Raw genomic sequence first — 22,398 nt, forward strand, 5'->3', positions numbered from 1 at the left:
CACTGCCCGTGAAATGACCTCGTGAAGTGATCCGGCGGCGGCGACCCAGAATCCATTTTCCGGGCCGCCGCCGGAGCGAAGGGATACCGGTCATGAACCTCCAGATCGTCATGCTGCTGGGCCAGGACGGGATCACCAACGGCGCCATCTATGCGCTGTTGGCGCTGTCGATCCTGCTGGTCTTCACGGTGACCCGAATCCTTCTGATTCCGCAGGGCGAATTCGTCGCCTTTGCCGCCCTGACCATGGCGGCGATGCAGGGCGGAACCCCGGTCCGGCTGGGCTGGCTGCTGCTGGCGCTGGCCGCCGCCGCCCTGGTCATGGACAGCCATGCCGCATGGCGGCGCGACGGCCGCATCGCGGTGCGGCGCGGGCCGGCGCTGGGCGTCGCCTATGCCGCGGGGCTGACCGCGCTGACCACGCTGGTGCCGCTGGCCGGTGCCGGCGTCGCGTTGCAGGCGCTTGTGACCATGGCCCTGATCGTGCCGCTGGGGCTGGCGCTCTACCGCGTCTTCTACCAGCCGATCGCCGCGGCGCACCCGCTGGTGCTGCTGATCGTCTCCATCGCCGTGCATGTCGTGCTGGTCGGCGTCGGGCTGCTGATGTTCGGCCCGGAGGGCGCGCGGACGGAGCCCTTCTCAGACGGCGGCCTCAGGCTCGGCATGGTGATGCTGAACAGCCAGACCATCTGGGTGGTGGCGGTGTCGCTGGCCCTGATCCTGGGGCTGTACCTGTTCTTCGAGCGCAGCCTGTACGGCAAGGCGCTGCGCGCCGCCGCGGTCAACCGGCTGGGGGCCGAGCTGGTCGGCATCTCGCCGGAGCTGGCGGGCAAGGCCAGCTTCGCGCTGGCGGCGCTGATCGGCAGCCTGTCCGGCATCCTGATCGCGCCCATCACCACGATCTATTACGACAGCGGCTTCATCATCAGCCTGAAGGGCTTCGTCGGCGCCATCATCGGCGGTCTGGCGAGCTACCCGGTCGCCGCACTCGGCGCCCTGCTGATCGGGCAGGCCGAATCCTTCTCCACCTTCTGGGCCAGCAGCTACAAGGAGGTGATCGTCTTCACGCTGATCCTTCCGGTGCTGGTCTGGCGCTCCCTCTCCCACCATGGCGCGGAGGACGAGGAATGAAGCCCGGCGTGCTGTCGAAAACTCCCGCTGCGAGGCCAACCGTTTCGATGCCCAGGCTGTCGCCGTCCGGCTGGATCCTGCTGGCCCTTCTGCCGCTGCTGGCGGCCGCCCCGCTGGTCCTGCCGACCTATCAGGTCACGCTGGCCAACAACATCGGCATCTTCGCGCTGGCGACGCTGGGCCTCGTCCTGCTGACCGGCGTCGCCGGGATGACCAGCTTCGGACAGGCGGCCTTCATCGGCGTCAGCGCCTATGCCACCGCCTATCTCGCCACCGTGTCGGCCGCCGACCTGCCGGGGCCGCTCGCCTGGATGGCGGGGTCGCCGCTGGCCGGGCTGGCGGTGGGGCTGCTGCTGACGCTCGCCATCGCGACGGTGCTGGGGGCGGTGACGCTGAGGCTGTCCGGGCATTACCTGCCGCTCGGCACCATCGCCTGGGGGCTGTCGCTGTTCTATCTGTTCGGCAATCTGGAGTTCCTCGGCGGCCATACCGGCCTGTCGGGCATCCCGGCGCTGAGCCTGTTCGGCATCGCCTTCGACAATGCTGAGACGCTGTTCTACCTGATCTGGGCGATCCTGCTGCTGGCGGTGGTGGCGACGCTGAACCTGCTGGACTCCCGCGTCGGCCGCGCCATCCGCGCGCTGCGCGGCGGACAGCGCATGTCGGAATCGATGGGCGTCGACAGCTTCCGCGCCAAGATGACGGCCTTCCTGGTCGCGGCGCTCTATGCCGGGCTGGCCGGCTGGCTCTACGCCTACACCCAGCGCTTCGTCAGCCCGGCGCCCTTCAGCCTGCAGGCCGGCATCGACTTCCTGTTCATGGCGCTGATCGGCGGGGTCGGGCAGGTCTGGGGTGCGGTGATCGGTGCCGCCGGCGTCACCTTCGCCAAGCAATGGCTGCAGGATTTGCTGCCGCACCTGCTGGGCCGCACCGGCAACTTCGAATCCATCGTCTTCGGCCTGCTGATCGTTCTTCTGATGCAGCGTCTTCCCGGCGGCATCGCCGGCTGGATCGCCAAGGCTTTCGAGCGCCGCCGCCGGGCGCCGGGTGGGGTGGAGGGTGTGGAGCTGCCGACCGCCGAACCGCTGCCGCGCCGGCCGATGCCGGCCAAGGGCGAGGTGGTGCTGGAGGCCAAGGGGGTGACGCGCCGCTTCGGCGGGCTGGTCGCCAACCGCGACATCAGCTTCACCGTGCGGGCCGGCGAGATCCTGGCGGTGATCGGTCCCAACGGCGCCGGCAAGAGCACGCTGTTCAACCAGCTCTCCTGCGTCGACCACCCGACCTCCGGCGAGATCCTGTTCCGTGGCGAGCGCATCGACGGCCGCACCGCCCGCGCCATGGCCGGCGCCGGCCTCAGCCGCAGCTTCCAGCACGTCAAGCTGCTCCCCACCATGAGTGTGCTGGAGAATGTGGCCATCGGCGCCCATCTGCGCGGCTCCAAGGGCGTTGCGGCCGCGGCATTGCGGCTGGACCGGGCGGAGGAGGCGCGGCTGCTCGACGAGGCGCGGCGCCAGCTGATCCGCGTCGGCCTCGGCCAATATCTGCATGTCGAGGCGGGCAGCCTGGCGCTCGGCCAGCAGCGCATCCTGGAGATCGCCCGCGCGCTGTGCGCCGACCCCTGCCTGCTGCTGCTCGACGAGCCGGCCGCCGGCCTGCGCTTCCTTGAGAAGCAGGCGCTGGCCGAACTGCTGGTCAAGCTGCGGTCGGAGGGGATGGCGATCCTGCTGGTCGAGCATGACATGGACTTCGTCATGGGGCTGGTCGACCGCGTCTATGTCATGGAGTTCGGCGAGCGCATCGCCGAAGGGCCGCCCGAGACCATCCAGACCAACCCGGCCGTCCTCGAAGCCTATCTGGGAGGTGTCGAATGAGCGCGCCGCTGCTGGAGGTCACCGACCTCTGCGTCTCCTACGGCAAGATCGAGGCGCTGAGCAACGCCAGCCTGCGGGTGGGCGAGGGGCAGATCGTCACCGTGATCGGCCCCAACGGCGCCGGCAAGACGACGCTTCTGTCCGCCATCATGGGCGTGCTGCCGTCGCGCGGCCGGGTCAGCTTCCTCGGCCATGACGGGCAGTCGCCGGCCATCCAGGACATGGTCGCGCGCGGCATGAGCCTGGTTCCGGAAAAACGCGCGCTGTTCGCCACCATGAGCGTGGAGGACAATCTGCGGCTCGGCGGCTTCCGCTTCCATTCGCGGTCGAAGCGCGAGCAGGATGCGGCGATGGAGGAACTCTACCTCCTGTTCCCCCGGCTGAAGGAGCGGCGCGGCCAGATGGCGGCGACGCTGTCGGGCGGCGAGCGGCAGATGCTGGCGCTGGCCCGTGCCCTGATGGGCGGGCCGAAGCTGCTGATGCTGGACGAGCCGTCGCTGGGGCTGGCGCCGCTGATCGTGCGCGAGGTCTTCCGCATCATCTCGGAACTGCGCAGCAAGGGCGTGTCGATCCTGCTGATCGAGCAGAATGCGCGGGCTGCGTTGCGCGTTGCCGACTATGCCTATGTGCTGGAGCTGGGGCGCATCGCCATGGAGGGACCGGCGTCGCAGCTGGCGCACGACCCGCGCGTGGTGGCGGCCTATCTCGGCATGGCCGGCAAGCATCAGGAGATGCTCGCCTCATGACGGAGCCGGACTGGCGAGAGGGTTCAAAAGAGGGGCGCTGGCATGTCGGGATCGCCGGGGCGGGGGCCATCGGCACCACGCTGGCGGTGCGCATCGCCCGGGCCGGCCACCGCGTCGGCGTGCTGGCCCGCGGTGCGACGCTGGAGGTCATCCGCCAGGACGGGCTGCACCTGACGGACCGCGAGGGCGAACATCATGTGCGGGTGGCGGCCGGGCCCGCAGAGGAACTGGGGCAGCCGGACCTGCTGTTCCTCTGCGCCAAGGCGCAGGATTTGCTGCCGCTGGTGCGCGCCGCCCGGCCGATGATCGGGCCGGACACCCTGGTCGTCCCGGTGGTGAACGGCATTCCCTGGTGGTATTTCGAGGGGGAGGGCGGGCGCCACCAGGGCCGCGCCGTCCGCGCCGTCGATCCCGACGGGGCGCTGAAGGAACTGGTGCCGCTCGACCGCGTGATCGGCGCCATCGCCTACATCACCGCGGAGCGGATGGCCCCCGGCGTCGCCCGCAGCTTCAACCCGCTGAAGCTGATCCTGGGCGAGATCGACCACCGCCCCAGCGAGCGCCTCGCCCGCACCGCCGCCATGCTGACCGCCTGCGGCATCCACACCCAGGCGAGCGGGCGGGTGCGCGACCCCTTGTGGACCAAGGTAATCGCCAACCTCTCCTCCAACCCGCTGTCGGTGGTGTCGGGGGCGACGCTGCAGGACATCTACGGCGACCCGTCGCTGTCGCAGATCGCCCGCCAGATGCTGTCGGAAGCGCTGCTGACCGCCGCCGCCTATGGCGCGCGGATCGAGCTGGACCCGGCGTCCCTGCTGGCGATGGGCGCCGGGATGGGGCCGGTGAAGACCTCCATGCTCCAGGATTTCGAGAAGGGGCTGCCGCTGGAACTGTCCGCCATCTGCGAGGCCGTCATCGAACTGGCCGAACTGCAGGGGCTGTCCATGCCGCTGACCCGCAACATCGCCATCCTCGCCCGCTTCAAGAGCGACAGCGCGCTGCGCGCCGCCGCGGGCCTGTAAAACCTCCATCCGAAGGGGACCGCAAACCATGACGACCGCGACCGCCATCGCTAGCTCCATTGCCCCGAAGCTCGGCCACAACAGCGTCGTGAGGCCCGATCACATCGGCGAAGAGGAGTGGGCGCTGCGCTGCCAGCTGGCCGACTGCTACCATCTGGTCGATTTCATGGGCTGGACGGAGACGATCTTCAACCACATCTCCGCCCGCCTGCCGGGGCCGGCGCACCATTATCTGGTGAACCCCTTCGGGCTGAACTACACCGAGGTGACGCCGGCCAACCTGCTGAAGGTCGGGCTGGACGGCGAGAAGCTGGAGCCGTCGCCCTACGACGCCAACCCCGCCGGCTTCGCCCTGCACAGCGCCATCCACGAGGCGCGCGCCGACATCCATTGCGTGATCCACACCCACACCACCGAGGTGTCGGCCATCGTGCAGAAGAAGCAGGCCTTCTCGCACAACGACTTCTACGGCGCCCAGCTCTACGGCCGCGTCGGCTACCATGCCTTCGAGGGCATCACGCTGTTCGCCGACGAGAAGCCGCGCATGCTGGAGAGCCTGGGCGACAAGCACATCCTGGTGCTGCGCAACCACGGCATCGCGGTTGGTGAGTCCAGCATCGCCAAGACCTTCTTCCTGCTGTGGACGGTGCAGCGCGCCGCCGAGATCCAGACGCTGGCCGACAGCATGCGCGGCGAGGACGTCGAGCTGTCGACCGAGGTCCGGCAGAAATGCAGCGACCTGACCGCCATGCTGATCCGCGACAGCGGCTTTGCCGTGAAGTTCTTCGACGCCATGGTGCGCAAGATGCGGGCGGAACGCGGGCCGGGCTGGTGAGGGGGCCGGCGTATGCCGTGGCGGTATCCTTTGCCCCCTCCCTAACCCTCCCCGCTTTCGCGGGAGCGGGGACTACCGTCGTTCCTGCGCTCAACTCCCTCTCCCGCGAGAGCGGGGAGGGCCGGCGAGGGGGCAGTGCTTCGGCACCGCAAGGCGTTTGGCAACCGAACCGGCGGTTGGTAAAAGAAGGCCCCGGCCTCGCCAAACGCTGGCCAAACGCTGGACAGACACTGGGCATCATGGCCATCACCAAGAAGCTGCGCCGCTACATCCCGTCGGACCCCGAATTCCAGGTCGAGGAATTCCCCTTCTACTGGCTTGCCCGCGTCCAGGGCATCTATACGCAGAAGATGGAAACGGCGCTGAAGCGGATCGGCACCGACATCCCGACCTGGCGGGTGCTGTTCATCCTGAAGACGCACGGCACCTCCAGCATTTCGGAGATCTCCACCCACGCCATCGTCAAGCTGTCGACGATGACCCGCATCGTCTACCGCATGAAGGCGGAAGGGCTGGTCGAAACCGGCACCAACGCCGAGGACGGCCGGGTCACCGAGGTGACGATGACACCGGCCGGCCACGCGCTGGTGGAGCGCATCCAGGACGCGACGGGAAAGCTGTTCGCCCGCAGCTTCGAAGGGCTGTCGGAATCGCAGATCGGCAAGCTGAACGCGACCCTGCAGCAGCTCTACGAGAATCTCGCGGAGGATTGAGCCCCCGCCCGGCGCAGGCCGGGCAGGGACTTCTCTCTTTGTATGTCCGTCCTTACTTGGCCGGCAGGGCCGGGACGCCGTCCTTCCACTGGTCCCAGTGGCCGACGATATGGTCGACCATGCGGGAGCCGACCAGCTCCACATTCTCCACCGTCTCGGCGAAGCCGCCAGCGGTCTCGCCCGGCTTGGGGTCGAGATGCTGCAGGGTGGTCTCGTTCGGGTTGCCCTGGTCGAAATTGACGGCGCCGCGCAGGCTCATCACCCGGTCGGAGCCCTGAAGCCGCTTGATGACCAGCGTGATCGCCGCCGCTTCCATCTCGGTGATGACGTAATCGTCGGCGCCATAGAGCTTGGCGATGTATTGCGCCTGCTCCGACATGCCGGGACCGTGGAAGAAGGTGTCGCCGGTCATGTGGGTGCCGGTGCCCACGAAGGGTGCACGCTGCGCCGCCTCCTGCGGATAGCGCTTGCGGTAGGCACGGGCGGACTCGCTGTCCTTCAGCGGCGTGTCGGCGGTCAGCCGCATCGCCCAGCCGACCAGCGCCGGGTTCATCTGGAACAGGCGCACCGCCTCATAGCCCTTGCGCGGCATGAAGGTCGGCTCGCCGGGCTTGCCTTCCTCCGGCGCCCAGCGGTGGCCCAGATCGTAATCGACCAGCCAGGTCGCCCAGTTCACCTCGCCGATGGTGCCGCGCGACGGCGGGGTGCCGGCCACGCCGGTGACCAGGAAATAAGCCTGCGACAGGTCGAGCTGCGGGTTCAGCAGGATTGCCTGCATCGAGGCCGAGGAACTGACCTTGCCCATGCCCAGCACCGACCCGCACACGCCGTCGGCGTTGCAGTAGACCGGGTTCAGCGCGCCCTTCACCGTAATCGGCTCGGCGGTCTGCCAATAGCGCTCGTACCAGTGCTGGAACTCGCCCGCCCGGTCGCCGGTGTTCTTGCCGATCTCGAACATCGACCCGACGAACACCTTGACCTTGACCGGCTCCGCGGCCTGGAGGGACCCGTTCAGCCCGAACAGGAGCAGGGCCGACAGGGCGGCGCTGCGGCAGCAGGAGAGCAACGACATCGAACTTTCACTCCGTGGGACAGAAGACGCACCGGAGTATGCAATGCGCAAGCCACTCCCACCCACTTTCATTCGTGCAGAAACGAAAAACGCCCCGCATCGGGTGATGCGGGGCGTTCTTTTCCGGTCCGGTCAGGAGGTCAGGCCGCGACGCGCTCATCCTCCGCGTCCACCGCCACCGGCGGAACCCAGGGAATCAGCTCCCGGCCGGTGTTGGCGAGGCGCTTGGGCTCGATGCGGCCGATCACGCGGGTGCCTTCCTTGGCGATGCGCAGGATGTCGCCATCCTCCGGCACCAGGGCGCGCTCGACGCCGCAGGCGCGGGCGAGGCGGGCATGGGCTTCCATATGCTCGATGGTGCCGTGGACCGGAACGGCGAAGCGCGGGCGGACCAGCCCGTACATGCGGGCAAGGTCGTCGCGCTTCGGGTGGCCGGAGACATGGACCGGCGCATCGGCCGGGGTGACGATCTCGACACCCATGCCGCGCAGATGCTCGTGGATTTCGGCCAGCGCCTCCTCGTTGCCGGGGATGGCGCGGGCGGAGAAGATGACGGTGTCGCCCTCTTCCAGCCACAGGTCGCGGTGCTCGTTGCGGGCCAGACGGCTGAGTGCCGCCCGTTCCTCGCCCTGGCTGCCGGTGCACAGGAACACCAGATTCTCGCGCGGGGTCCAGGACGCCTCGCGGACATCCATGAAGTCCGGCACATGGTCGAGATAGCCGCAGGCTTGTGCCGCCTTTTCCATGCGCAGCATGGAGCGGCCGACCAGAACCACCTTGCGCCCGACCGCCGCCGCCGCTTCCGCCACCGCGGTCATGCGGGCGACGTTGGAGGCGAAGCCGGTCACCGCGATGGCGCCCGACCGGTTGGCGAAGGCGCCGATCAGGCCGGCGCGGGCGTCGGCTTCCGATCCGGTGGAGCCGGGGACGTCGGCGTTGGTGCTGTCGCACATCATGGCGAGCAGCCCCTCGTCGCCCAGGCGCTTCAGCGCGGCGACGTCGGTGGTCCGGCCGATCAGCGGATCGGGATCGAACTTCCAGTCGCCGGTGTGCAGCACCGTGCCGGCCGCCGTGCGGATCGCCAGCGACATCGGTTCGGGGATCGAATGGGTGACGGCGATGGTCTCGATCCGGAAGGGACCGATGGTCAGCGTGTCGCCGATGTCGAAGGTCTGCACCTTGGCGGCCCGGTGGGCGCCCTTTTCCTTCAGCCGGTCGCGGATGATGTGCGAGGCGAAGGGGCTGGCATAGATCGGGCAGCGCAGGCGCGGCCACAGATGGTGGATCGCGCCGATATGGTCCTCGTGCGCGTGGGTCACCACCAGCCCGACGACGTCCTGCATCCGCTCCTCGATGAAGGTCGGATCGGCCATCAGGCTGTCGATGCCGGGCAATTCGTCGCCGACGAAGGCGACGCCAGCGTCCACGATCAGCCATTTGCCGGCATGACCGTAGAGCGCCATGTTCATGCCGATGCGGGAACAGCCGCCCAGCGGAAGGAACAGGATCTCGTCCTTGCCCGGAACCGGGCCGGTGGGGCCGCCGCCATGGACCGTGTTGGCCGTCGGGCGGGAGCCGTCGAAGTCATCACGCGGACGCTGGTTGCGTGCGCGGTTGTTCGGCGCCATCCGGCGCCGCCTTGAATCAAACGTCATGCCTCTGTCGTACGTCTCACATAAGCCGGCATTCGACGCTGCCGGACGGGCGTGCATCGCTCGTCGATGCGGATCTCGGTGTGGGAGGGACCCGGCCGGAGGCGCCGTGCGGCGGCCGTCGGACGGCTGGGGTGCGAATGTTTCGTGAGGGCTTATGTGGGCAAAGGGAGGCTGACGTCAAGGGCGCGCGTAAAAAGTCACACGAAATGGTGGGGCATTGCTGGGATGCGCGGGCGGGAAGCGAGGCCCGGAAGCGGACAAGGGCCGAACCGGGCCGTCGACCGATCAGGCGGCTTCGGGAATACGGGCGATGACCTTGATCTCGAAATCGAAGCCGGCCAGCCAGGTCACTCCCACCGCCGTCCAGTTGGGATAGGGCGGATCGCCGATGACCTTGTTGCGCACGGCCATGACGGTCTCGATCTGGTTGGCCGGGTCGGTGTGGAAGGTGGTGACGTCCACGACATCGTCGAGCGTGCAGCCGGCGGTCTTGAGGACGTTCATGAGGTTTTCGAAAGCCAGCTGCACCTGCTTCTCGAAATCGGGTTCCGGCGAACCGTCCGCGCGGCTGCCGACCTGCCCCGAAACGAACAGCAGGTCGCCCGAGCGGATTGCCGCCGAGTAGCGGTGATTCTCATAGAGCGCGTGCCGGCTTGCCGGAACGATGGCCTCGCGTCGAGCCATTGGAGTCTTCCTTCTTGCTGATGGGCGGGCGATCTCGGGCCGAGCCGCCACGCCCTGCGTCGGGCTTCACAATCGAGGCATGGTTTGATATACGCCTCGTATGTGAATGACAGCACACATACGCTCCGTATGTCAACTCACATACGATACGTATGTCAGGAGAAAAGACCGTGGCCGGAAAGAAACGCGCCGAGATGATGGAGGAGACCCGCGCCAAGCTGATCGGGTCCGCGCGCAAGGCCTTTGCGGAGAAGGGCTATGCGGCCGCGTCGATGGATGAACTGACGGCGGAGGCGGGTCTGACGCGCGGGGCGCTCTACCACAATTTCGGCGACAAACGGGGCCTTCTGCAGGCGGTGGTCGACCAGATCGACGGCGAGATGGCGACCCGCGCGCGCGCGATCGGCAGCCGGGCGGGCGACGGCTGGGAAGGGCTGCTGGCGGAGGGTGTCGCCTATATCGAGATGGCGCTGGAGCCCGAGGTCCAGCGCATCGTGCTGCTCGACGGACCGGCGGTCCTGGGCGATCCGTCGCAATGGCCGAGCCAGAACAGTTGCCTCCAGGCGACCCTGGACACGGTGACGGGGCTGATCGCGCAAGGCATCGTCAAGCCGGTGGATGCCGAAGCGGCCGCCCGGCTTCTGAACGGTGCGGCGCTGAATGCCGCGCTCTGGGTCGCGGCCAGCGACCGGCCGCAGGAGGTGCTGGCCAAGGCGGTCGAGGCGTTCCGGATGCTGGCCGGGGGGCTGCTGGCCACCCCGGCCGATGACCGGCGCGGAAACCGGAAGCCCGCGACGCTGCCGCGGGCACCCCGGCATTGCGGCGGTCAATGGTTGTCGCGCGGGATCCCCATCGTCTGCGCGACGCGCTGGTACTTGACCGCCGGCTTCAGGACCATGCCCTCGTCCAGCTGGTCGACGATGCCGCGCTGGATTTCCTGCCACGGCGTCTGCGACGGCGGGGCGGGGTAGCCGCCAGCGGCTTCCAGGGATGCCTTGCGGTCGGCAAGCTCTGCTTCGGAGATCAGGATGTCGGCGCTGCCGCGGCGCAGGTCGATCCGAACCCGGTCGCCGGTGCGCAGAAGGCCGAGGTTGCCGCCGGCCGCCGCCTCCGGCGAGGCGTTGAGGATGGACGGCGACCCCGAGGTGCCGGACTGCCGCCCGTCGCCGATGCAGGGCAGGGAATGGACGCCCTGCTTGATCAGGTTCGCGGGCGGACGCATGTTCACCACCTCCGCAGCACCCGGATAGCCGATGGGGCCGGCGCCGCGGATGACCAGGATGGTGTAGGCGTCGATGCCCAGGTCAGGGTCGTCGATGCGGTGATGGTAGTCCTCCGGCCCGTCGAAGACGACGACCTTGCCCTCGAACGCCTCCGGATCGCTGGGATTGGACAGGTAGCGCTCGCGGAACTCGTCGGAGATCACGCTGGTCTTCATGATGGCGGCGTTGAACAGATTGCCGCGCAGCACGACGAAACCGGCGTTGATCTTCAGCGGGTCGTCGATCGGGTGGATGACGCGGGTATCGAGGATCTCGGTGTTGCGGCAGTTCTCGCCGATGGTCCGGCCGTTGACGTTGGGCGCGTCCTCGCGGATCAGGCCCTGGCGCATCAGCTGCGACACCACCGCCGGCACGCCGCCGGCGCGGTGGAAGTCCTCGCCCAGATATTCGCCGGCCGGCTGCAGGTTGACCAGCAGCGGCACGCCCAGCCCGTGGGTCTGCCAATCGTCCACCGTCAGCGGCACGCCGATGTGCTTGGCGATGGCGTTGATGTGGATCGGCGCGTTGGTCGAACCGCCGATGGCGGAGTTGACCACGATGGCGTTGAGGAAGGCGTCGCGGGTCAGGATGTCGGACGGCTTGATGTCCTGGCGCACCATCTCGACGATGCGCTTGCCGGTCTCATAGGCGGCCTGCTGGCGCTCGCGGTAGGGAGCGGGAATGGCGGCGGAGCCCGGAAGCTGCATGCCCAGCACCTCCGCCAGAGAATTCATGGTGGAGGCGGTGCCCATCGTGTTGCAGTAGCCGGTCGAGGGGGCGGAAGACGCCACCAACTCGATGAAGCCCTGATAGTCGATCTCGCCGGCGGCCATCATCTGGCGGGCCTTCCACACGATGGTGCCGGAACCGGTGCGCTCGCCGCGGAACCAGCCGTTCAGCATCGGGCCGACCGACAGGGCGATGGCCGGGATGTTGACGGTAGCGGCGGCCATAAGGCAGGCCGGGGTGGTCTTGTCGCAGCCGATGGTCAGCACCACGCCGTCCAGCGGATAGCCGTGCAGCACCTCGACGAGGCCGAGATAGGCGAGGTTGCGGTCGATGGAGGCGGTCGGGCGCTTGCCGGTCTCCTGGATCGGGTGGACCGGGAACTCGATGGCGATGCCGCCGGCGGTGCGGATGCCCTCGCGCAGCCGTTCGGCCAGCACCAGATGGTGGCGGTTGCAGGGGCTGAGGTCGGATCCGGTCTGGGCGATGCCGATGATCGGGGCGCCGGACTGCAGTTCCTCCCGCGTCAGGCCGAAATTCAGGTAGCGCTCCAGGTAGAGCGCGGTCATGTCGGGGTTGGCGGGGTTGTCGAACCACGCGCGCGACCGCAGCCGACGCCCTGTATCGGAGGAATTGGGGGGAAGGGGGCTTCGTATCGGTCATATCGACACCGGTTTCAGGTTGGGGCGCGGGCCGGATCGGCGGCGCCGGAGTTGGGGGTGCGTCGCGGCGGTGGCGTTTACCAGTCGAAGGCGTCGGTGCGGTGCCAGCGCCCGACCATGCAGGCGTCGGCGACCAGCGACAGCGGGCGGGCATCGACGTCGCTCGCCCCCTTGCCTATCAACCGGTGGAAATGGCGATAGATGCGCTGGTATTCGGTGTCGGGCTCGGCCAGCACATGCGCGCCGTCCACCGTCAGGCGGGTGCCGCCATGGGTGAGGTCGAGGCGTCCGTCCTCGGTCTCGATCACGATGGACCAGGTCTGCTCGCCCTGCTGGAGGAAGTCGAAGTCGGCGGTGACGCGGCCGATGCGGGAGCCGGGGGCGGCCGACATCTCCAGCGTTGCGGCGATCGGCGTGTCGCGGTTGGCCGGGACATGCAGGTCGGCGGCGCGGACGAAGACCGGGGCCGGCAGGATATCGGTCAGGATCGACAGGGCGTTGATGCCGGGATCGAACACGCCGAAGCCGCCGGCCGCGAAGATCCAGTCCTGGCCCGGATGCCAGCGCCGGACATCCTCCTTCCAGGTGATGGCGACGCTGCGGATGTTGGCGTCGGTGAGGCGGCGGCGGGTTTCCTCCACCGCCGGATTGAACTGCGAATGCCAGGCGGTGAACAGGGTGCGGCGGGCGGAGTCCGCCTCCGCCACCAGATCGTGAAGCTCCGACAGGGTGGCGGCGGGCGGCTTCTCGATCAGCACATGGCAGCCGGCGCGCAGAGCCTCCACCGTCAGGCCGTGGCGGACGGCGGGCGGGGTGCAGAGCGCCACGGCGTCGAGGCCGGGCAGGGCCGCCAGCATCGAAGCCTGGGAGCGGAAGGTCGGCACGCCGTCCGCGGTGGCGCCGTCCGGGCTGACCACGGCGGCCAATTCGAACAGGCCGGTGGCGGCAATGGCCGGGATGTGCTGGTCGCGGGCGATCTTTCCCAGACCGACGAGGCCGAGGGTGGGGAGCGTCATGGCGGTTGTCCGGTCGGGGCGGCAGGCCTCAGGCCTTGCCCTTGTTGTAGACGTCGAAGCAGACGGCGGCGAGCAGCACCAGACCCTTGATGACCTGTTGCCAGTCGATGCCGATGCCGAGGATCGACATGCCGTTGTTCATCACGCCCATGATGAAGGCGCCGATCACCGCACCGGTCACCCGGCCGACACCGCCGGAGGCCGAGGCGCCGCCGATGAAGCAGGCCGCGATCACGTCCAGCTCGAAGGACACGCCGGCCTTCGGCGTGGCGGTGTTCAGGCGGGCGGCGAAGATCAGGCCGGCGAGTGCGGCCAGCACGCCCATGTTGACGAAGGTGTAGAAGGACAGGCGGCGGGTGTCGATGCCCGACAGCTTGGCGGCCTTCTCGTTGCCGCCCAGCGCGTAGACGCGCCGGCCGATGGTGGTGTCGCGGGTGACGAAGGCGTAGAGGCCGATCAGCAGCGCCATGATGATGAGGACGTTCGGCAGCCCTTTGTAGGAGGCCAGCAGCATGCCGATGTAGGCGACCGCCGCGAACAGCCCGGCGCTCTTCAGCAGGAACAGCGGCAGCGGCTCCTGTTCGATGGCGAAGCGCTGGCGGCGGATGCGGGCGGCGACGCTGAGGCCGATGATGACCGCCGGCGTCACCAGGCACAGCAGAAGCGTGGTGGTGTGGAAGCCGGCCGTCCCGAAGACGTCCGGGATGAAGCCGGAGCTGAGGCGCTGGAACTCCACCGGGAAGGGGCCGACCGACTGGCCGGCGAGCAGGGCGAGGCTGAGGCCGCGGAAGACCAGCATGCCGGCCAGCGTCACGATGAAGGACGGGATGCGGAAATAGGCGACCCAGTACCCTTGTGCCGCGCCGATGGCGGCCCCGGCCAGCAGGCAGAGGATGGCGGTGGGGATGAAATGCAGCTGGAACTGCACCATCAGGATGGCGGCCAGCGCGCCGATGAAGCCGACGATGGAGCCCACCGACAGGTCGATGTGCCCGGCGACGATCACCAGCAGCATGCCCAGCGCCATGATGACGATGTAGCTGTTCTGCAGGACGAGGTTGGTCAGGTTCAGCGGCTGCAGAAGCGTGCCGTCGGTCATGAACTGGAAGAAGGCCACGATCGCCAGCAGCGAGATCAGCATGCCGTAATCGCGCATGTGGCTCTTCAGGAACTTGGCCATGGAGGCCTGGCGCGGCGGGGCGGCCGGAAGGTTCAGTTCGGCGCTCATTGCAGGGACTCCCGGGCGGCAGCGGCGACGGCGGCGCGCGCTGCCGTGGACTTCGAGGCTGACGACATGATGGCGTGCATGATCTTTTCCTGGCTGGCCTCGGCCGCCGGCATCTCGGCGACCAGCGCGCCTTCGTTCATCACATAGATGCGGTCGGCGACGCCCAGCAGCTCCGGCAGTTCCGACGAGATCAGGATGACGCCGCGGCCTTCGGCCACCAGCTGGTTGACGATGGTGTAGATTTCATATTTGGCGCCGACGTCGATGCCGCGCGTCGGCTCGTCCAGGATCAGCACCTGCGGGTCGGCGAACAGCCATTTGCTGAGCACGACCTTCTGCTGGTTGCCGCCGGACAGGTTGACCGTCTGCTGGAACACGTCCGAACAGCGGATGCGCAGGCGGCGGCGGAAGTCGTTGGCGACCTCGATCTCGCGCTCATGGTGGATGACGCCGCGCTTGGCGACGCCGTCCAGGTTGGCCAGCGTCACGTTGTGGCGGATGTCGTTGTCCAGCACGAGCCCGTAATGCTTGCGGTCCTCCGTGGCATAGGCGAGGCCGTTGCCCATCGCCTTGGCGATGGTCGACACGTCGATCTCGCGCCCGCCGAGGAAGGCTTGCCCGCGGATGTTGCGGCCATAGCTGCGGCCGAACAGGCTCATGGCGAATTCGGTGCGGCCGGCGCCCATCAGGCCGGCGATGCCCACCACCTCGCCCCGGCGGACATGCAGGTCGACGTCCTTCACCACGCGGCGGCCGGGATGGATGGGGTGGTCGGCGCTCCAGCCCTTCACTTCGAACAGGATGTCGCCGGGGTTGCTGGCGCGGCGCGGATAGCGGTCGGCAAGGTCGCGGCCGACCATGCCCTTGATGATGCGATCCTGGCTGATCGGGCCGTCGTGGCAGTCCAGCGTCTCCACCGTGGTGCCGTCGCGCAGGATGGTGACGCGGTCGGCGACCTTGGCGATCTCGTTCAGCTTGTGCGAGATCAGGATGGAGGAGATGCCCTGTTCCTTGAAGCGCAGCAGCAGGGCCAGCAGGGCGTCGCTGTCGCTTTCGTTCAGGCTGGCCGTCGGCTCGTCCAGGATCAGCAGCTTGACCTGCTTGGACAGGGCCTTGGCGATCTCCACCAGCTGCTGCTTGCCGACGCCGATGTCGGTGATGAGGGTCTCCGGCGAATCCGTCAGCCCGACCATGCGCAGCAGGTCACGGGCGCGGGCGGTGGCGGCGACCCAGTCGATGACACCACGTTTCGCCTGCTCGTTGCCGAGGAACAGGTTCTCGGTGATCGACAGCAGCGGGACCAGCGCCAGTTCCTGGTGGATGATGATGATGCCCAGCTTCTCGCTGTCGGCGATGCCGCGGAAGGCGACGGGCTGGCCGCGGAAGCGGATCTCGCCGTCATAGGTCCCGTGCGGGTAGACGCCGCTCAGCACCTTCATCAGCGTCGATTTGCCGGCGCCGTTCTCGCCGATCAGCGCGTGGATCTCCCCCTCGCGGACCGAGAGGTTGACGTCGTCGAGCGCCTTGACGCCCGGAAACGTCTTGGTGATGCCGCGCATCTCAAGAATGCTGTCCATGGAAAACCCCCGATCGCCCGCCTGCATGGTCCGGCGGAGCGCCGGAACGGAACGCCCGAGGGCATCCGCTCCGGCGCCGTTCACTCACTTGATCTGCGATTCCTTGTAGTAGCCGCCGTCGACCAGGACCTGCTTCCAGTTCGTGGCGTCGACGCTGACCGGCTTCAGCAGATAGGAGGGGACGACCTTCTTGCCGTTGTCGTAGGTCTTGGTGTCGTTGACCTGCGGGGTGCGCCCGGCCAGCAGGTCGTCGACCATGCCCACCGTCACCTTCGCCAGTTCGCGGGTGTCCTTGAAGACGGTGGAGCGCTGCTCGCCCGCCAGGATGGACTTGACCGACGGGATCTCGGCGTCCTGGCCGGTGACGACCGGCATCGGCTGCTGCGGGGTGCCGTAGCCGACGCCCTTCAGCGAGGAGATGATGCCGATGCTGATGCCGTCATAGGGCGACAGCACGGCGTCCAGCTTCTTGTTGCCGTAATAGGCGCTCAGCAGATTGTCCATGCGGGACTGGGCGACCGCGCCGTCCCAGCGCAGGGTCGACACCTTGTCCATGCCGACCTGGCCGCTGCCGACCTTCAGCTTGCCGCTGTCGATGTAGGGCTGCAGCACCGACATGGCGCCGTTGTAGAAGAAATAGGCGTTGTTGTCGTCGGGAGAGCCGCCGAACAGCTCGATGTTGAAGGGGCCCTTGCCCTCCTTCAGGCCGAGGGCCTTTTCGATGTAGGCGGCCTGCAGCACGCCGACCTGGAAATTGTCGAAGGTGGCATAGTAGTCGACGTTGGCGGACCCGCGGATCAGGCGGTCGTAGGCGATGACCTTCACGCCCTGTTCCGCCGCCTTCTGCAGAACGTCGGTCAGCGTCGTCCCGTCGATGGCGGCGATCACCAGAACCTTGTTGTTCTTGGTGACCATGTTCTCGATCTGGGCGAGCTGGTTGGGGATGTCGTCCTCGGCATATTGCAGGTCGGTCTTGTATCCCTTTTCCTGGAAATACTTGACCATGTTGTTGCCGTCGTCGATCCAGCGCGCCGACGACTTGGTCGGCATGGCGATGCCGACGGTCGGCTTGCCCTGCGCCATCGCCGGGGCGGCGGCACCGGTGGCGATCAGCAGGCCGACGGCGAGGCCGGCGAGCTTCGAGGTGACGGAAGAACGCTTAGGAGACGACATGGACCGGAATCCTCCCCGTTTATACGGCACGCGCTTCGCAGTCCCCACGTTCGGTATCGCGGACGGCATGGGGCGCGATGGTTTGTGTCCCTAGCAATCCTCCGTTTTCCCATAACTGTCAAATACGATTATTCAGCAAACCGATATGCATTTCGATATCGGCGGGCGGTTCCGCCAGTTGGCGCATCTTGCGTTCCGACGCCGCACGCACCGCCGACAGAACGGTGCGGGCGCCGGGGGACAGCGGCCGGTCCTTCAGCCAGAAGATGCCGTAGGGTTCCACGCTGAAATGCTTGTGGAAGGGCATGATGGCGTAACCGCCGCCGGGCGTGAACACCTGGGCGAGCGCGCGGGCGAAGACGGTAATGGAGTCGGTCTCCGCCACCATCGCCATCGAGATGACCGGCGACGCGCTTTCGATCACCTTGTGCGGCAGCCGGGCGCCCTCGGCGCGGAACAGCGCCTCCACCCGGTCGCGCAGCAGCGTGCCGACGGGCTGCAGGATCCAGGTGGCGTCCGACAGGTCGGCGGCGGTCAGCGGGCGGCTGAGTTGCATTAGCGGGTTGCCGGCGCGGCAGACGAAGCACAGCTCCTCGCTGCTGATCTCCTGGTATTCGAAGGCGGTGGGGTCGAGATGGCCGGGCAGCCGGCCGATGGCGAAATCCATCACCCCCTGATGCACCCGTTCGGCCAGCACGTCGCTGGTCTCCACCGCCACGGCGATCTTCAGGCCGGGATGCTCGCGGGTCAGGCTGCTGATGACCGGCACCACCAGTTCCACCGCCGGGGCCATCACCGTGCCGACCGACACCCGGCCGCTGTGCCCGGCCAGCAGCGCGTTCAGCTCCTCCCCCGTCTCCTGCAGTTCGCTGAGGATCATCCGGGCGTGGCGGATCATGAGGCTGCCGTACCAGTTCGGCTCGATCCCGCGGCCGTGGCGGTCGAACAGCTCGATCCCCAGGGTTTCCTCCAGGTCGCCCAGCAGCTTGGAGGCCGCCGGCTGCGACATGTTCAGGCTGGCGGCGGCCCGGTGCAGGTTGCGGTGTTCGTCGAGCGCCGCGAACAGCTGGAGATGGCGCAGCTTCAGCCGGGCCTTCTGGAACCAGTTCGGGGGGAAGCGCTGGGGGGTCACGGGTGGTTGCCTCCGGTCGGGCGCCGTCACCGGGCTATGGGATGCCGGGATACGACATTTGGTATCGCAAACGCCCATCTTCGTATTGGACGATTATCAAGAGGCCCCTTATCGTTCGGGTCGTCAACAAATTTTGAAATGGCTGCCGACGCACATGCTGAAACGGGCAGCCACCGGGTGCGAGGGGGAGTGTAGCGGCATGGCGCAGGAAGCGCGTTGCGTCTGGCAGGCCCGGGCGCTGCTGGGGGAGGGGCCGCTCTGGTCTCCGCGGCAGGATGCCGTCTACTTCGTCGACATCCGCGGATCCCGCATCCTGCGCCACGGCTTGGCCGACGGGGCGCAGGCGGTGTGGGAGCTTGACGACGCCGCCTGTTGGCTGGTGGAGAGCGCCGATGGCAACGGCTTCATCGCCGGCCTGCGTTCCCGCCGCGTGGTCCGCCTGCTGCTGGAGCCTGGTCAAGCGGTCATCGCCGAAGAGCTGGCGTGGATCGAGCCGGACCGGCCGGGCAACCGGCTGAACGACGGCAAGGCCGACGCCAGGGGCCGGCTGTGGGTCGGCAGCATGGACGATGCGGAGGAGGCGCCGGCCGGCAGCTTCTACCGCATCGATCCCGACGGAGCCGTCACGAAGGTTGACGAGGGCTACACCGTCGCCAACGGGCCGGCGCTGTCGCCTGACGGGCGGACGATCTACCACACCGACAGCGCGGCGCGGACGATCCATGCCTTCGACGTCGGCGCCGACGGCAGTCTGTCCGGCAAGCGCGTCCACATCCGCTTCGGCGAGGCCGACGGTTATCCCGACGGCATGACCTGCGATGCCGAGGGGTGCCTGTGGGTCGCCCACTGGGACGGCGGCCGCGTCAGCCGCTTCCGCCCTGACGGCACGCTGGACCGCGCCATCGCGCTGCCGGTCTCCCGCGTCACCTCCTGCGTCTTCGCCGGTCCGAATCTCGACCGGCTGTTCATCACCACCGCGGCGCACGGCCGGCCCGAGGAGCCGCTGGCCGGGGCGCTGTTCGAGTGCGACCCCGACGTCCGCGGCCTGCCGCCCGGACGGTTCGGTTCCCCGCCGCGCTGAGCCTCGAAGATATTTCGATGAAGGATTCCACCGCCATGCCGACCAGCGCCCGCCCGTACCGCGGCGTCTTCCCAGTCGTCCCCACCATCTTCACCGAATCGGGAGAGCTGGACCTCGACGGCCAGAAGCGCTGCGTCGACTTCATGATCGACGCCGGCTCCACCGGCCTGTGCATCCTCGCCAACTTCTCCGAACAGTTCGTGCTGACCGACGACGAGCGCACGGTGCTGATGGAGACGATGCTGGCCCATGTCGCCGGGCGGGTGCCGGTGATCGTCACCACCACCCATTTCAGCACCCGTGCCTGTGCCGAGCGCAGCCGACGCGCCCAGGATCTCGGCGCCGCGATGGTGATGGTGATGCCGCCCTACCACGGCGCCACCATCCGCGTGCCGGAGGCCGGCATCGTCGAGTTCTTCCAGCGGGTGTCGGACGCCATCGACATCCCGATCATGATCCAGGACGCGCCGGTCAGCGGCACCCCGCTGTCGGCACCCCTGCTGGCGCGGATGGCGCGGGAGATCGCGCAGGTCTCCTACTTCAAGATCGAGGTGCCGCAGGCGGCGGCCAAGCTGCGCACGCTGATCGAGCTGGGCGGCGACGCCATCGAAGGCCCTTGGGACGGCGAGGAGGCGATCACCCTGCTGGCCGACCTCGACGCCGGGGCGACGGGGGCGATGACCGGCGGCGGCTATCCCGACGGCATCCGGCAGATCATCGATCCGTATCTGGCGGGAGACCGCGAGGCGGCGGTGGCGGCCTATGGGCGCTGGCTGCCGCTGATCAACCACGAGAACCGCCAGTGCGGCATCGCCACCGCGAAGATCCTGATGAAGGAGGGCGGTGTCATCAAATCCGACGCGATGCGTCACCCGATGGCCAGCCCGCATCCGATGAGCCGCGACGGGTTGCTGGACGCGGCGCGGCGGCTCGATCCGCTGGTGCTGCGCTGGGGGCGCTAGACCCCCCACCCTAACCCTCCCCCGCTGGGCGGGGAGGGACTGCCGCCGCTTTTCCGCATAAGCACTTACCCCCTCCCGCCCAGCTCTCGCACAAAGCTTCGCTTTGTGCTGACGCGGCAGGCGGACCGTAGGTCCGCTGAGAGCGGGGAGGGTCGGGGTGGGGGCATCGCCAGCCGACCCCCTCCCAACAAGGAGACCCACATGACCATCACCGGCGAGATGCTGATCGGCGCCAGCGCCCACCGCGGCGGCGAGGGCGAGTTCCGCGCCGTCGACCCCGCCACCGGCGAGGCGCTGGAGCCCGCCTTCGGCGGCGGCGGCGCGGCGGAGGTGGAGCGCGCCTGCGCCCTCGCCTGGGCCGCCTTCGACGCCTTCCGCGAGACCGGCCCGGAGCAGCGCGCCGCCTTCCTGGAGGCCGTCGCCCAGAACATCCTCGACATCGGCGACGACCTGATCGTCCGCGCCATGGCGGAAAGCGGCCTGCCGCGCCCCCGGCTGGAGGGCGAGCGCGGACGCACCGTTGGTCAGCTTCGCCTGTTCGCCCAAGTCGTGCGCGAAGGCAGCTGGATCGAGGCGCGCATCGACCCGGCCATGCCGGCGCGCGCACCGCTGCCCCGCCCCGACATCCGCCAGCGCCACATCCCGCTGGGGCCGGTCGCGGTGTTCGGCGCGTCGAACTTCCCGCTCGCCTTCTCGGTGGCCGGCGGCGACACCGCCTCGGCCTTCGCTGCCGGCTGTCCAGTGGTGGTGAAGGGCCATGGCGCCCATCCCGGCACCTCGGAACTGGTCGGCCGGGCCATCCGGGCGGCGGTCGCCTCCTGCGGGCTGCCGGAGGGGGTGTTCTCCCTGCTGTTCGGCACCGGCAACGAGATCGGCACGGCGCTGGTCGCCGATCCGCGCATCAAGGCGGTCGGCTTCACCGGCTCCCGTCGCGGCGGGCTGGCGCTGATGGAGGTGGCGTCCAGGCGGGCGGAGCCGATCCCGGTCTATGCCGAGATGAGCAGCATCAACCCGGTCTTCCTGATGCCGGCGGCGCTGGCCTCGCGCGCCGATGCGCTGGGCAAGGGCTTCGTCGCCTCGCTGACCATGGGAGCGGGGCAGTTCTGCACCAATCCCGGCATCCTGCTGGGCGTCGAGGGGCCGGATCTCGACCGGTTCGTCGCGACGGCGGTGGAGGCGCTGGGCGGCAGTGCTGCGTCCACCATGCTGACGCCCGGCATCCACGCCGCCTATGATGCCGGCGTCGCCAAGCTGGCCGGCAGCGGCGAGGTGACCACGCTGGCGCGCGGCATGGCCTGCAGCGGGCCGAACCAGGCGCAGGCGGCCTTCTTCACCACCACGGCGGACGCCTTCCTCGCCGACACGGAGCTGCAGGAGGAGGTGTTCGGCGCCGCCTCCCTGCTGATCCGCTGCGGGGATGTCGCGGCGATGAAGGCGGTGGCCGAAAAGCTGGAAGGACAGCTGACCGCGACGGTGCAGATGGAAGCGGAGGACAAGGCCGCGGTGGCGGCGCTGATCCCGACGCTGGAGCGCAAGGCCGGCCGCATCCTGGCGAACGGCTGGCCGACGGGGGTGGAGGTCTGCCACGCCATGGTGCATGGCGGCCCCTTCCCGGCGACCTCCGACGCCCGCAGCACCTCGGTCGGCACGCTGGCGATCCGCCGTTTCCTGCGCCCGGTCTGCTACCAGGACATCCCCGCCGACCTGCTGCCGGAGAGCTTGCGCGACGGCAATCCGCTGGGTCTGTGGCGGCGGATCGACGGAACGCTTGGGCGGGATTGACCGCCGGAGAGGACTGACCGACACCAGCAACCCGCAAAGGCTGCGTCAGGGGGAGCGCTGACGCAGGAC

The 22,398-nt window shown here is 68.5% G+C and carries 18 protein-coding genes and 1 pseudogene; 10 read left to right on the plus strand and 9 right to left on the minus strand.

What is annotated here, in order from left to right; genetic code table 11:
* The first annotated feature begins 92 nt into the window (after positions 1–92).
* From AB8P05_RS30810 to AB8P05_RS30835, 6 genes are all read left to right on the plus strand, one after another.
* Positions 93–1,130 (plus strand): branched-chain amino acid ABC transporter permease, encoded by a 1,038-nt coding sequence (locus AB8P05_RS30810; RefSeq protein WP_472761774.1) that lies wholly within the window; start codon positions 93–95, stop codon positions 1,128–1,130.
* A 47-nt stretch (positions 1,131–1,177) separates the two neighbouring features.
* Entirely contained in the window at positions 1,178–3,001 is a 1,824-nt protein-coding gene (locus AB8P05_RS30815; RefSeq protein WP_472761775.1) for a branched-chain amino acid ABC transporter ATP-binding protein/permease, read from the plus strand.
* Complete coding sequence (locus AB8P05_RS30820) at positions 2,998–3,747, plus strand: ABC transporter ATP-binding protein (RefSeq protein ID WP_472761776.1); 750 nt, start codon at positions 2,998–3,000, stop codon at positions 3,745–3,747. Before AB8P05_RS30815 ends, AB8P05_RS30820 begins: the two co-directional genes overlap by 4 nt.
* Positions 3,744–4,769, plus strand: coding sequence for a ketopantoate reductase family protein (locus AB8P05_RS30825; RefSeq protein ID WP_472761777.1), 1,026 nt, complete (start codon positions 3,744–3,746; stop codon positions 4,767–4,769). Before AB8P05_RS30820 ends, AB8P05_RS30825 begins: the two co-directional genes overlap by 4 nt.
* A gap of 28 nt (positions 4,770–4,797) precedes the next feature.
* Positions 4,798–5,604 (plus strand): class II aldolase/adducin family protein, encoded by an 807-nt coding sequence (locus AB8P05_RS30830; RefSeq protein ID WP_455175837.1) that lies wholly within the window; start codon positions 4,798–4,800, stop codon positions 5,602–5,604.
* A 239-nt stretch (positions 5,605–5,843) separates the two neighbouring features.
* A complete protein-coding gene (locus AB8P05_RS30835; protein ID WP_455175838.1) occupies positions 5,844–6,317 on the plus strand; it encodes a MarR family winged helix-turn-helix transcriptional regulator in 474 nt (157 codons plus the stop codon).
* Positions 6,318–6,369: 52 nt separating this feature from the next.
* Here the strand turns inward: AB8P05_RS30835 and AB8P05_RS30840 are convergent, their stop codons facing one another.
* The 3 genes from AB8P05_RS30840 to AB8P05_RS30850 all read right to left on the minus strand — a co-directional run bounded on the left by AB8P05_RS30840 (position 6,370) and on the right by AB8P05_RS30850 (position 9,728).
* On the minus strand, positions 6,370–7,389 hold the full coding sequence (locus tag AB8P05_RS30840; protein WP_472761778.1) for a purine-nucleoside phosphorylase: 1,020 nt from the start codon (positions 7,387–7,389) through the stop codon (positions 6,370–6,372).
* Positions 7,390–7,529: 140 nt separating this feature from the next.
* A complete protein-coding gene (locus AB8P05_RS30845) occupies positions 7,530–9,017 on the minus strand; it encodes a ribonuclease J (protein ID WP_472761779.1) in 1,488 nt (495 codons plus the stop codon).
* A 312-nt stretch (positions 9,018–9,329) separates the two neighbouring features.
* Positions 9,330–9,728, minus strand: coding sequence for a RidA family protein (locus AB8P05_RS30850; protein WP_455175841.1), 399 nt, complete (start codon positions 9,726–9,728; stop codon positions 9,330–9,332).
* A 152-nt stretch (positions 9,729–9,880) separates the two neighbouring features.
* Here AB8P05_RS30850 and AB8P05_RS30855 point away from each other — a divergent pair.
* A pseudogene (locus tag AB8P05_RS30855) lies at positions 9,881–10,489 on the plus strand (TetR/AcrR family transcriptional regulator); the annotation flags it as partial.
* A 65-nt stretch (positions 10,490–10,554) separates the two neighbouring features.
* Here AB8P05_RS30855 and AB8P05_RS30860 read toward each other — a convergent pair.
* The 6 genes from AB8P05_RS30860 to AB8P05_RS30885 all read right to left on the minus strand — a co-directional run bounded on the left by AB8P05_RS30860 (position 10,555) and on the right by AB8P05_RS30885 (position 18,504).
* A complete protein-coding gene (locus AB8P05_RS30860; protein WP_472761780.1) occupies positions 10,555–12,285 on the minus strand; it encodes an IlvD/Edd family dehydratase in 1,731 nt (576 codons plus the stop codon).
* 170 nt (positions 12,286–12,455) lie between these two features.
* Positions 12,456–13,394, minus strand: coding sequence for a Gfo/Idh/MocA family protein (locus AB8P05_RS30865; RefSeq protein ID WP_472761781.1), 939 nt, complete (start codon positions 13,392–13,394; stop codon positions 12,456–12,458).
* A 28-nt stretch (positions 13,395–13,422) separates the two neighbouring features.
* On the minus strand, positions 13,423–14,622 hold the full coding sequence (gene mmsB, locus AB8P05_RS30870; RefSeq protein ID WP_455175845.1) for a multiple monosaccharide ABC transporter permease: 1,200 nt from the start codon (positions 14,620–14,622) through the stop codon (positions 13,423–13,425).
* Positions 14,619–16,199 carry a multiple monosaccharide ABC transporter ATP-binding protein gene (mmsA, locus tag AB8P05_RS30875; RefSeq protein WP_472761782.1) on the minus strand — a complete coding sequence of 527 codons (1,581 nt, stop codon included), beginning with the start codon at positions 16,197–16,199 and terminating at the stop codon, positions 14,619–14,621. Before mmsA ends, mmsB begins: the two co-directional genes overlap by 4 nt.
* Positions 16,200–16,283: 84 nt before the next feature.
* Positions 16,284–17,372, minus strand: a complete 1,089-nt coding sequence (gene chvE / locus AB8P05_RS30880) for a multiple monosaccharide ABC transporter substrate-binding protein (RefSeq protein WP_455175847.1) — start codon at positions 17,370–17,372, stop codon at positions 16,284–16,286.
* Between the two features lie 118 nt (positions 17,373–17,490).
* Positions 17,491–18,504, minus strand: a complete 1,014-nt coding sequence (locus tag AB8P05_RS30885) for a LysR family transcriptional regulator (RefSeq protein ID WP_472761783.1) — start codon at positions 18,502–18,504, stop codon at positions 17,491–17,493.
* A gap of 199 nt (positions 18,505–18,703) precedes the next feature.
* Here AB8P05_RS30885 and AB8P05_RS30890 point away from each other — a divergent pair, with 199 nt between their 5' ends.
* The 3 genes from AB8P05_RS30890 (at position 18,704) to AB8P05_RS30900 (ending at position 22,329) form a co-directional block, all read left to right on the plus strand.
* The gene (locus AB8P05_RS30890; protein WP_472761784.1) at positions 18,704–19,585 is read left to right on the plus strand and encodes an SMP-30/gluconolactonase/LRE family protein; all 882 of its coding nucleotides are present in this window, start codon (positions 18,704–18,706) and stop codon (positions 19,583–19,585) included.
* 35 nt (positions 19,586–19,620) lie between these two features.
* Complete coding sequence (locus tag AB8P05_RS30895; RefSeq protein WP_472762012.1) at positions 19,621–20,547, plus strand: dihydrodipicolinate synthase family protein; 927 nt, start codon at positions 19,621–19,623, stop codon at positions 20,545–20,547.
* Positions 20,548–20,748: 201 nt separating this feature from the next.
* Positions 20,749–22,329, plus strand: a complete 1,581-nt coding sequence (locus AB8P05_RS30900; protein ID WP_472761785.1) for an aldehyde dehydrogenase (NADP(+)) — start codon at positions 20,749–20,751, stop codon at positions 22,327–22,329.
* Positions 22,330–22,398: the final 69 nt, after the last annotated feature.

The sequence above is a fragment of the Azospirillum sp. VT-I1 genome (assembly GCF_055698305.1).

Excerpts from the sequence above, each read along its gene's own strand:
- mmsB (WP_455175845.1), bottom strand. The coding sequence starts at position 14,622 with ATGAGCGCCGAACTGAACCTTCCGGCCGCCCCGCCGCGCCAGGCCTCC.
- AB8P05_RS30830 (WP_455175837.1), top strand. The coding sequence starts at position 4,798 with ATGACGACCGCGACCGCCATCGCTAGCTCCATTGCCCCGAAGCTCGGC.
- AB8P05_RS30860 (WP_472761780.1), bottom strand. The coding sequence starts at position 12,285 with ATGACCGCGCTCTACCTGGAGCGCTACCTGAATTTCGGCCTGACGCGG.
- AB8P05_RS30820 (WP_472761776.1), top strand. The coding sequence starts at position 2,998 with ATGAGCGCGCCGCTGCTGGAGGTCACCGACCTCTGCGTCTCCTACGGC.
- AB8P05_RS30810 (WP_472761774.1), top strand. The coding sequence starts at position 93 with ATGAACCTCCAGATCGTCATGCTGCTGGGCCAGGACGGGATCACCAAC.
- AB8P05_RS30815 (WP_472761775.1), top strand. The coding sequence starts at position 1,178 with ATGCCCAGGCTGTCGCCGTCCGGCTGGATCCTGCTGGCCCTTCTGCCG.
- mmsA (WP_472761782.1), bottom strand. The coding sequence starts at position 16,199 with ATGGACAGCATTCTTGAGATGCGCGGCATCACCAAGACGTTTCCGGGC.
- AB8P05_RS30845 (WP_472761779.1), bottom strand. The coding sequence starts at position 9,017 with ATGGCGCCGAACAACCGCGCACGCAACCAGCGTCCGCGTGATGACTTC.
- AB8P05_RS30865 (WP_472761781.1), bottom strand. The coding sequence starts at position 13,394 with ATGACGCTCCCCACCCTCGGCCTCGTCGGTCTGGGAAAGATCGCCCGC.
- AB8P05_RS30895 (WP_472762012.1), top strand. The coding sequence starts at position 19,621 with ATGCCGACCAGCGCCCGCCCGTACCGCGGCGTCTTCCCAGTCGTCCCC.
- AB8P05_RS30890 (WP_472761784.1), top strand. The coding sequence starts at position 18,704 with ATGGCGCAGGAAGCGCGTTGCGTCTGGCAGGCCCGGGCGCTGCTGGGG.
- AB8P05_RS30835 (WP_455175838.1), top strand. The coding sequence starts at position 5,844 with ATGGCCATCACCAAGAAGCTGCGCCGCTACATCCCGTCGGACCCCGAA.
- AB8P05_RS30825 (WP_472761777.1), top strand. The coding sequence starts at position 3,744 with ATGACGGAGCCGGACTGGCGAGAGGGTTCAAAAGAGGGGCGCTGGCAT.
- AB8P05_RS30900 (WP_472761785.1), top strand. The coding sequence starts at position 20,749 with ATGACCATCACCGGCGAGATGCTGATCGGCGCCAGCGCCCACCGCGGC.
- chvE (WP_455175847.1), bottom strand. The coding sequence starts at position 17,372 with ATGTCGTCTCCTAAGCGTTCTTCCGTCACCTCGAAGCTCGCCGGCCTC.
- AB8P05_RS30850 (WP_455175841.1), bottom strand. The coding sequence starts at position 9,728 with ATGGCTCGACGCGAGGCCATCGTTCCGGCAAGCCGGCACGCGCTCTAT.
- AB8P05_RS30840 (WP_472761778.1), bottom strand. The coding sequence starts at position 7,389 with ATGTCGTTGCTCTCCTGCTGCCGCAGCGCCGCCCTGTCGGCCCTGCTC.